At 61.6% G+C, this 9,470-nt stretch carries 8 protein-coding genes; 2 read left to right on the top strand and 6 right to left on the bottom strand.

From position 1 onward, the window contains the following. Positions 1-121: 121 nt before the first annotated feature. Positions 122-598: a MarR family winged helix-turn-helix transcriptional regulator gene (locus C8K58_RS20600; protein WP_027606249.1), complete on the bottom strand. Its 477-nt coding sequence runs from the start codon at positions 596-598 to the stop codon at positions 122-124. Between the two features lie 145 nt (positions 599-743). Here C8K58_RS20600 and aceE point away from each other — a divergent pair, with 145 nt between their 5' ends. Next, positions 744-3,404: a pyruvate dehydrogenase (acetyl-transferring), homodimeric type gene (gene aceE, locus C8K58_RS20595; protein WP_108574216.1), complete on the top strand. Its 2,661-nt coding sequence runs from the start codon at positions 744-746 to the stop codon at positions 3,402-3,404. Between the two features lies 1 nt (position 3,405). On the opposite strand, the gene C8K58_RS20590 is transcribed toward aceE, so the two are convergent. Both C8K58_RS20590 and C8K58_RS20585 read right to left on the bottom strand, forming a co-directional pair. After that, on the bottom strand, positions 3,406-4,188 hold the full coding sequence (locus tag C8K58_RS20590) for a DUF2242 domain-containing protein (protein WP_092354589.1): 783 nt from the start codon (positions 4,186-4,188) through the stop codon (positions 3,406-3,408). A gap of 89 nt (positions 4,189-4,277) precedes the next feature. After that, positions 4,278-5,174 carry a LysR family transcriptional regulator gene (locus C8K58_RS20585; protein WP_027606247.1) on the bottom strand — a complete coding sequence of 299 codons (897 nt, stop codon included), beginning with the start codon at positions 5,172-5,174 and terminating at the stop codon, positions 4,278-4,280. Between the two features lie 118 nt (positions 5,175-5,292). On the opposite strand from C8K58_RS20585, the gene C8K58_RS20580 reads away from it, so the two are divergent. After that, entirely contained in the window at positions 5,293-6,498 is a 1,206-nt protein-coding gene (locus tag C8K58_RS20580) for an MFS transporter (protein ID WP_108574215.1), read from the top strand. On the opposite strand, the gene C8K58_RS20575 is transcribed toward C8K58_RS20580, so the two are convergent. The 3 genes from C8K58_RS20575 to C8K58_RS20565 all read right to left on the bottom strand — a co-directional run bounded on the left by C8K58_RS20575 (position 6,445) and on the right by C8K58_RS20565 (position 9,446). Continuing rightward, entirely contained in the window at positions 6,445-6,969 is a 525-nt protein-coding gene (locus C8K58_RS20575) for a GNAT family N-acetyltransferase (protein ID WP_108574214.1), read from the bottom strand. The genes C8K58_RS20580 and C8K58_RS20575 overlap by 54 nt on opposite strands. A gap of 99 nt (positions 6,970-7,068) precedes the next feature. After that, positions 7,069-8,943 (bottom strand): SurA N-terminal domain-containing protein, encoded by a 1,875-nt coding sequence (locus tag C8K58_RS20570; protein ID WP_027606244.1) that lies wholly within the window; start codon positions 8,941-8,943, stop codon positions 7,069-7,071. A gap of 230 nt (positions 8,944-9,173) precedes the next feature. After that, positions 9,174-9,446: an HU family DNA-binding protein gene (locus C8K58_RS20565; RefSeq protein ID WP_003174819.1), complete on the bottom strand. Its 273-nt coding sequence runs from the start codon at positions 9,444-9,446 to the stop codon at positions 9,174-9,176. Positions 9,447-9,470 lie beyond the last annotated feature (24 nt).

Here is a 9,470-nt window from a genome sequence, read left to right as displayed (position 1 = left end):
AGGGCATGATCAGTTACCTCCTGATCATGCGTATTAGCCTGTAAACCATGTCCCCGGTTAGAAATGTAAACGATGTCCCCGGTTTGTACCGGGGCTTGCCCCCTCCCACATGGGGTCTGCATCAAGTTTCAGACTTGCGTCGACCACGGGTTTGAACACCCGCCTCCACCGCCATCCCGGCGGTACGCTCCAACGCCTCGGCAAACGCCTGACGCTGCTGCGGTTCGATCTGCGACAGGAACAACTCGTCCACCGTACTTTCGTAGATCTTCCACATTTTTTTACGCAACGCCCGGCCGGCATCGGTGATAGATGCAAAGGCCGCGCGGCCATCGCCGTCGGAGCGTGAACGCAGCACCAGGCCGTCCTTTTCCAGGCGGTCTACCAGGCGCGTGAGGTTATAGCGCTCGATGGCCAGCACATCGGCCAATTCGTGCATGCGGCGGGTGCCTTCGGGGCCGCTTTCAAGGCCCCACAGTGCGTCGTACCAGGCGTAAGGCGGCAAGTCGGCGGCCGCCAGGCGGCGCTCGATTTCGCGGATGACGGTTCTGTGGGCCCTGACAAAACGGAACCATACATCAGGCTCTTTCGACGACATGCAACACCATCCGGCGGATTTCAAGAAGGTTGCAATAGTAGCTCATCCCGCGCTAGATTCGACCATGTAGTTGCAATTGCAACAACTTTGGCGACACTCCCACAAGGAGCCCGCCACTTGAAATCCGCCGACCCTGGAGCCTCACATGACCCCGAATAACGAAGTCAGACGCGACGTCGATCCACAGGAAACCCGCGAGTGGCTGGAGTCCATCGAATCGGTGCTGTCCACCGAAGGCCGCCCGCGCGCCCATTACCTGATCGATCAGTTGCTGGATTTCGACGTGGCGCGGCATGGTGACTTCTACGGGCGGGTGACCACGCCTTACGTCAACACCATCCCGGTGGAACGCCAGTTGCCCTACCCCGGCAACCTGGTCATCGAACGCCGTATCAACGCGTTTATCCGCTGGAACGCCATGGCCATGGTATTGCGTGCAGGTAAACACTCCGGTGTGGGTGGGCATATCGCCACTTATGCGTCAGCCGCTGTGCTGTACGACGTAGGTTTCGACCACTTCTTCCGTGGCCGCACCGACAACTTCGACGGCGACCTGGTGTACATCCAGGGCCACTCCTCCCCAGGCATCTACGGCCGTGCCTACCTCGAAGGCCGCATCAGCGAAGCACACCTGGATAACTTCCGCCGCGAAGCCGGTGGCGAGGGCATTTCGTCCTACCCCCACCCACGGCTGATGCCGGACTTCTGGCAATTCCCCACCGTGTCCATGGGCCTCGGGCCGATCACGGCGGCCTACCAGGCGCGCTTTATGCGCTACCTGGAGTTTCGTGACCTCAAGCAACACCAGGGCCGCAAGGTCTGGGCATTCCTCGGTGATGGCGAAATGGACCAACCGGAATCCCTGGCCGCCATTTCCCTGGCCGGACGCGAGAAACTCGACAACCTGATCTTCGTGGTCAACTGCAACCTGCAACGCCTGGACGGCCCGGTACGCGGCAATGCCAAGGTGATCCAGGAGTTCGAAAGCCTGTACCGCGCCGCCGGGTGGAATGTGATCAAAGTGATCTGGGGCGGTGGCTGGGATGCACTGCTGGAAAAAGACACCAGCGGCCTGCTGCGCCAACGCATGATGGAGTGCGTGGACGGTGACTACCAGAACTACAAATCCCAGAACGGCGCCTACGTGCGCGAACATTTCTTCGGCAAATACCCGGAGTTGCTGGCACTGGTTGCAGACCTGTCCGACGACGATATCTGGAAACTCTCACGGGGCGGCCATGACCCGGACAAGGTCTACAACGCCTATACCGCCGCCGTGCGCCACAGCGGCCAACCGACGGTGATCCTGGCAAAAACCGTCAAGGGCTTTGGCATGGGCGAAGCCGGCGAAGGCCAGAACATCAATCACCAACTGAAAAAGATGGGCGCCGATGCCGTCAAAGCCTTCCGCGACCGCTTCGGCCTGGAAGTGCCCGATGAGCAACTCGCTGAAATTCCGTACCTCAAGCCCACCGCCGACAGCGAAGAAGCCCGTTACTTCGCCGCGCGTCGCCAGGCCCTGGGCGGCTATGTGCCCGCGCGCCACACGGCGGTCGAACCGTTGCAGATCCCCGAACTGAGCGCCTTCGCCACTCAGCTCAAGGACACCGGCGAGCGCGCGATATCAACCACCATGGCCTTCGTGCGCATCCTCGGTACGCTGCTGAAAGACCCGCACCTGGGCAAGCTGATCGTGCCCATCGTGCCGGACGAATCACGCACCTTCGGCATGGAAAGCCTGTTCCGACAGATCGGCATCCACTCCGCCGTCGGCCAGCTCTATACCCCACAGGACTCCGGGCAACTGAGCTATTACAAGGAGAGCAAGGACGGACAGATCATGCAGGAAGGCCTGAATGAGTCCGGCGCCATTTCCTCGTGGATCGCAGCAAGTACGTCCTACAGCAACCACGGCCTGATGACCGTGCCGTTCTATATCTTCTATTCGATGTTCGGCTTCCAGCGCGTCGGCGACCTGGCCTGGGCGGCGGGCGATGCACGGGCGCGTGGTTTCCTGCTGGGTGCCACGGCCGGGCGCACCACGCTGATGGGCGAAGGCCTGCAGCATGACGATGGCCATAGCCATATCCTGTCGTCGGTGATTCCGTGCTGCGTGTCCTATGACCCGACCTTTGCCTACGAACTGGCGGTGATTATTCGCGAGGGCATGCGGCGTATGTATGTCGAACAGGAGGATATTTACTACTACATCACCCTGCTCAACGAAAACTACCCGCACCCGGCGATGCCCGAAGGTGTGGAGGATGGCATTGTTAAAGGCATGTACCGCCTGAGCGGCAGCCAGCACGCCAAGGTGCAACTGATGGGCAGCGGGTCGATCCTGCGCGAAGTGATCGCAGCCGCCGACCTGCTCGCCAACGACTTTGCCGTGCAATGCGACGTTTGGAGCGTGACGAGCCTGACCGAGTTGCGCCGTGACGGACACGCGGTGGAGCGCTGGAACCTGTTGCACCCCGAGCGTGAGCCGCGCGCGAGCTACGTCGAGCGATGCCTGGCCGGGCAAACGGGACCGGTGGTGGTGGCGACGGATTACGTGAAACTGTTCGCCGATCAGATCCGTCCGTTCGTGCCGGGCCGACGCTTTGTCGCACTGGGCACTGATGGCTTCGGGCAATCAGACACCCGGGAAGCCTTGCGCGCGTTCTTTGAGGTGGATCGCCACTTCATCGCCCTGGCTGCCCTGAAGGCACTGGCGGATGACGGCGTGATCGGTCGCGACAAGGTCAGTGAAGCGATCAAGCGCTACGGGATCAACGTCGACAAGGCTGACCCCGTAGCGGTTTGATTTACTGCGCAGGCGTCGGCAGCGGCGGAATCGCTTCTGTCGGCGGCGGCAGGTCCGGCGTGGTGGCAGCGGGTGCGGGTTCGGCCTGCGGCGCAATCGGTGCAGCCTCAGGCGCGGGCACAACCGGCTCCGAGGCAGCCGGTGCGGCAGGCTGTTCCTTCGGCGCCTCGACTTTCTCGGCGGCCGGTGCGGCCTTCGGCTCCGGCACACCCAGGTCGGCCTTGGGCTGCTCGGGGATATGCTCGGCCTTCTTCACTTCCTGTGGCAGGAACACATCCACCAACGCAAAATAACGGTCGTAGAACTTCGGCGCGGACACCGTCTCACTGGCCACCTTCACCATCGAGTCATCGGTAGAGCCGATCGGCATCGACACCGACCCCAGCACGCCCACACCCAGGCTTGCGGAGTTGTTGACCTTCTTCAGCGCATAACGATCCTGCAGGGCATTGGCGAACATCGTCGAGTGGTTCTTGCCTTTGCCATCATCGGCGCAGACCACGTTGAAGCTGATCTGCAGGTGCGTTTCGCCGGTCTGCTGGAAGCTCTTGTTACCCACGACCAGTTTCGGATCGCTGCTGGTGATGATGTAGCCCTGGCTCAGCAAGGCGCGCCGCGCGGCCTCGCACGCCGCTACATCGGTAACCGGATAATCCCGGGAAAATGTACCGGAGTCGTCGAAGTTTTCATGTTCATAAATAGCGGTCTTGGGTGACGAGCAGCCCGCGGCGCCCGCCAGCACCAGCGCCAGCCCGAGGCTACGCAAGTGGAATGATGTCGACATTGATATTCCTGAGGAAAACGGTCTGGGCGGTATTGTGCAACAGAACGAGGTCTTGGCGCGCACATTCCTGTCGGTAAAACGTCACAGGGTTACGCACCGGGGCCTGCAGGGAAAAGCCCGGCGCACATATGGTCAATAAACACACGGAGCTTGGCCGAGGTATGGCGACCGGGCCACAATATCCAGAAATTGCCCCGATGCTCCAGGTATTCATCCAGCACCCGTTGCAAGCGCCCTTCGTCCACGGCCTGGTTGACCATGTAGTCCGGCAGGCAGGCAATCCCCAACCCCTCGAGCACCACATGCTTGAGGGACTCGATGGTGGTGCTGACCAACGGCGTACGCAACAGCGGTTCCGCAGCCCCCGGGGCAAGGCGCAACGGCCAGGGCTCGAGCTTGCCCGTGGCGCAGAACTTGTGGCGCAGGCAGGCGTGACCATTGAGGTCCTGTGGTTGCTGCGGCGTGCCGTGTTGGGCGAAGTAGCCCGGTGTGGCGACGAGTACCAACTGGTAGTGGCCCAGGTGGCGGGCCATCAAGCGTGAATCTTCCGGCTTGCCGGTGCGAATCACTGCATCGAAACCTTCCTCGATCACGTCCACCATGCGGTCGGAAAAATCCACGTCCAGCTCGATCTCCGGGTAGGCGCGCATAAAGTCACTGAGCACCGGCATCAACAAGCCGCGCACCTGCGGCACACTGATGCGCAACTTGCCCCGTGGCGTTGCAGCGGCGTCCGTCAGTTCCTGCTCGGCCGCTTCCACCTCAGCGAGAATCCGCCGCGAGCGCTCAAGGAACAGCGCACCTTCACTGGTCAAGGTGATACTGCGCGTGCTGCGGTGAAACAGCCGCACGCCCAGGCGCTCTTCCATCCGCGCAATGCTTTTGCCCACGGCCGACGACGACACCCCCAGCACGCGGCCGGCGGCGGTGAAGCTGAGCGTCTGCGCCACCTGCACAAATACCGACAGGCTGCCCAAGCTGTCCATGATCTGCCTCCAGCAATTACGGACACCGGCGTCCGATAAGTTCGGAACCTTAGCCTGTTTTTCCGCCAGTCACAGCCCCCTACTCTGCCTGCTTGCCCTTTTACCTGGATAAAACGTCATGAGCAGCAGCCCTTCACTCACCGCATCAGCCCAGCGGGATTCCTTACCCCTGGGCGGTTTACTGGCCCTGGCCAGCGCCGGCTTTATCACCATCCTCACCGAAGCCATGCCCGCCGGGCTTCTGCCGCAGATGGGCGAAGGCCTGGGCGTGTCACCCGCCCTGGTCGGCCAATTGGTTACCCTCTACGCCCTTGGCTCCCTGCTGGCAGCCATCCCGCTGACGCTGCTGACCCGCGGCTGGCGCAGGCGGCCCTTGCTGCTGCTGGCCATTGGCGGGTTTGCCTTGGTCAACAGCGTAACCGCGCTGTCCAGCCATTACGGGCTGACCCTGGTGGCACGCTTTTTTGCCGGGGTCTTCGCCGGGTTGCTGTGGGCGCTGCTGGCGGGGTATGCGAGCCGAATGGTGGCGCCACACCTGCAAGGTCGCGCCATTGCCGTGGCGATGCTGGGTGCACCGCTGGCACTGTCGCTGGGTGTACCCGCGGGTACCTTCCTCGGCACCGCCGTTGGCTGGCGCTTGAGCTTTGCGATCATGACCGGGCTGACCCTGGTACTGCTCGCCTGGGCACGCTGGCAACTGCCGGACTTTGCCGGCGAACGGGCGGATAAACGCCTGGGGCTGCGCGAGGTGCTGAACCTGCCGGGCGTTCGTCCGGTGCTATGGGTGACGTTTACCTACGTGCTGGCCCATAACATTCTGTACACCTACATCGCCCCGTTGCTGGTGCCCGCCGGGGTTGAGGCAGACGTTGACCGAGTGCTGCTGGTGTTCGGCCTCTCGGCGGTGCTGAGCATCTGGCTGGCAGGTGTATTGATTGACCGGTGGCTGCGCGCTTTGCTGCTGACCAGCTGTGCGCTGTTTGGCCTGATCGCCCTGGCGCTGGCGTTGTGGATCAATGTGCCGGCAGTCATCTATATCGCCGTGGCGTTATGGGGCCTGGCGTTCGGCGGTTTGCCGGCATTGCTGCAAACCGCACTGGCCCAATCGGCGGGCAAGTCGGCGGATGCCGCACAATCCATGCTGGTGACCGTGTGGAACCTGGGGATAGCCGGTGGCGGCCTGGCGGGTGGTGTATTGCTTCAAGGTTGGGGCGCCACGGCCTTTCCTTGGGCGGTTGTGCTTCTGATGCTGCTGGCCTGGGCCGGTGCATCACAGACGGCGCCCCAGCAGTTGGCCCGGCCACCCCGCCAAGTCGAACGTTGAAATGCGCTGGTAACCACAGGACTCATAAAAACGCACCAGATCCCCTGTCCCGCCGCCGTAGCAGTCCACACGCAAGCCCGTGACTCCTGCTGCGCGGGCCTGGTCATCGGCAAAGGCCATCATGCGCCGGCCAAGGCCGCGAACACTCGGGTCACGCGCGGCAATCAACAGGCGCACATACACCTCGGGCTCAGTCGCCGACGGTACATATGGCATGGGATCGCCCAACACCAGCGCTCCTCGGAGATGCCCCTCGGGGTCCTCGACAACCCAGGCCCCGGGCAACGCGCAGGCTTCAGCCACTTGCGCGACCCGCCGGGGCGACGCCGACCAGGGATCGGTGCCCCACTGATGGGTATTGCCCCTGCCAACGAACCAGGCGATCACCTCGTCGAACACCTGCAGCACGGCAGGAACATCCGCCACGCTGGCGCGGCGGATCAGCAAGCCATCCATTCCTTGAATCAACACGCTTGGAACTCCTGGGTCGACGATACCGAGTACCCAGTCTAGCGCACATAAAAAAGCCCCCGGTCTTTTCAGGCCGGGGGCTTCTTGTTCAAAGCGACATCAGTACTTCTTGATATCAGCCTTGGTTTCCAACTGCTTGCGGTACGCCGCGAAGTCCTGCTGGCCGACACGGGAAGCGAGGAAGCGGCGGTATTGCGCCTTTTCTTCGTCCGTTGGGGCAGCCGCTTCGTTGACGCCGTTCAAGCGCACGATCACCAGGCTGCCATCAGCCAGGGTCACGGTGGTGAAGGTCGGCTTGTCCTTGGCCGCAGGCTTGGGCATGCGGAACAGGGCTTGCAGCACGGCCGGGTCAATCGCTTCCTGGCTACGGGTAGCCGCTTCAGTGACTTTCCAGGCCTGGCCGTCGACCGGCTGGTTCAGCGGGGTCTTGCCATCACGCAGGCTGGCGATCAGCTCGTCAGCGTGAGTCTTGGCAGCCGCGCTGGCGCGCTCCTTGGCCATCTGTGTGCGAATCGCCGCAGCAACGCTTTCCAGCGGCAGTTGCGCCGGTTTGCGGTGCTCTTTGGCACGCAGCACGATGATGGTTTCCGGGTCCAGCTCGATGGCGCTGCTGTTGGCACCCTCATCCAGCACTTCCGGGCTGAACGCAGCGGTGACCACGGCGCGGTTGGCCGCAACACCGTCACCACCTTCACGGCCAAACGGCGCGGAGGTGTGTACGGTCAGCTTCAGGTCCGATGCTGGTTGGGCCAGGTCGGAGGCTTCGAATGCCGCATCTTCCAATTGCTTGGTTGCTTCGACAAAACGCTGCTCGACCTGTTGGGTCTTGAGCTCGCGGGTCAGCTTGTCTTTCAGGCTGGCGAACGTCGGCACTTGCGGTGCTTCAACGCCCAACAGCTTGATCAAGTGCCAACCGAAGGTGCTGCGCACCGGTGCAGATACCTGGTCCTTGTTCAAGGCGTACAAGGCTGCTTCGAAGTCCGGGTCGTAGACGCCAGGGCCGGCAAAGCCCAGATCGCCGCCATTGTTGGCCGAACCTGGATCCTGGGAGAACTCCTTGGCCAGGGCCTCGAACTTCTCACCCTTGGCCAGGCGCGCCTGGATTTCTTCGATCTTGGCCTTGGCTTGCGCGTCGGTGACCTTGTCGTTGACTTCAATCAGGATGTGCGCGGCACGACGCTGCTCAGCAAGGTTGGCGGTTTCTTTCTGATAGGCAGCCTGCAGTTCATCGTCCTTGACGCTGACCTGATCGAAGAAGGAAGACTTCTTCAGTTCCAGGTAGTCGATGACCACCTGGTCCGGGGTCATGAACTCCTTGGCGTGCTGGTCATAGTAAGCCTTGACCTCGTCGTCGGTGAGTTTCACCGCCGCAGGGTTGGCCTTGATATTGACGGTAGCGAAATCACGGGTCTGTTTTTCCAGACGGGCGAATGCCAGCACTTCGGCGTCGGTCACGAAACCGCTGCCGGCGATGCCTGCGCGAACCTGGCCAATCAGCATTTCCTGGGTCAGCATCTGACGGAACTGCAGACGGCTGTAGCCCAGCTGACGGATAACCTGGTCAAAGCGTTCGGCGTTGAACTTGCCGTCCACCTGGAATTCCGGGGTCTGCAGGATCACCTGGTCCAGTGCAGCTTCGGAGAAGCCAAACTTGGAGTCGGCGGCGCCTTGCAGCAGCAGCTTGCGATCGATCAGGCCCTTGAGGGCCGCTTCGCGCAGCAGTTTTTCGTCCAGCAGTGAAGCATCGAAATCCTTGCCCAGCTGTTGCATCAGCTGGCGACGTTGCATGTCGACGGCCTGGCTCAGTTCAGTCTGGGTGATTTCTTCACCGTTGACCTTGGCCACGTCCTGCTTGGTGTTGGTCGAAGCCTGGAAAATGGCCTCGATACCGGTGAACGCCATCAATGCGACGATGATCCCGATAATGGTCTTGGCAATCCAGCCTTGTGAATTGTCCCTGATATTTTGCAGCATGCGTCCCCCAGAAACGGTTGAACTTCAAAAATTGGCAACCGTGGAGCGTGGGTAGAGTCCGGATAGAAGAAAGGCGCATCCGAGGATGCGCCTTCTCGTAACTGGCGGAGCGGACGGGGGGTTGAATCTACACCCCCGGCTTGGCGACCCGATGGATACTTGGGTCAGCTTTCGCTCCGCTGCCAGGCCAGACCTGCGTCCGACCCGGGTAGCAAAGGCTTGATCGAAGCTTAGTTAACCGCTTCTTTCAGGGCTTTACCGGCTTTGAAACCTGGTTTCTTGGCAGCAGCGATTTGCAGTGCTTTGCCAGTCTGTGGGTTACGGCCAGTGCGAGCTGGGCGGTCAGTCACAGAGAAAGTACCGAAGCCTACCAGTACCACGGAGTCGCCGGCCTTCAGAGCGCCAGTGACGGATTCGATTACTGCATCCAGCGCACGGCCGGCAGCAGCTTTCGGGATATCAGCGGATGCAGCGATAGCATCAATCAGTTCCGACTTGTTCACTCTAAGTCCCCTTATATATCTATT

The organism is Pseudomonas sp. GV047 (assembly GCF_003058245.1).
Lineage (GTDB): Bacteria > Pseudomonadota > Gammaproteobacteria > Pseudomonadales > Pseudomonadaceae > Aquipseudomonas > Aquipseudomonas marginalis.
The sequence above is the reverse complement of the archived record's forward strand: the minus strand, read 5'-3'. Positions and strand labels throughout refer to the sequence as shown.

Coding starts and splice junctions, on each gene's coding strand:
- C8K58_RS20600 (WP_027606249.1), bottom strand. CDS start 598: ATGTCGTCGAAAGAGCCTGATGTATGGTTCCGTTTTGTCAGGGCCCAC.
- aceE (WP_108574216.1), top strand. CDS start 744: ATGACCCCGAATAACGAAGTCAGACGCGACGTCGATCCACAGGAAACC.
- C8K58_RS20590 (WP_092354589.1), bottom strand. CDS start 4,188: ATGTCGACATCATTCCACTTGCGTAGCCTCGGGCTGGCGCTGGTGCTG.
- C8K58_RS20585 (WP_027606247.1), bottom strand. CDS start 5,174: ATGGACAGCTTGGGCAGCCTGTCGGTATTTGTGCAGGTGGCGCAGACG.
- C8K58_RS20580 (WP_108574215.1), top strand. CDS start 5,293: ATGAGCAGCAGCCCTTCACTCACCGCATCAGCCCAGCGGGATTCCTTA.
- C8K58_RS20570 (WP_027606244.1), bottom strand. CDS start 8,943: ATGCTGCAAAATATCAGGGACAATTCACAAGGCTGGATTGCCAAGACC.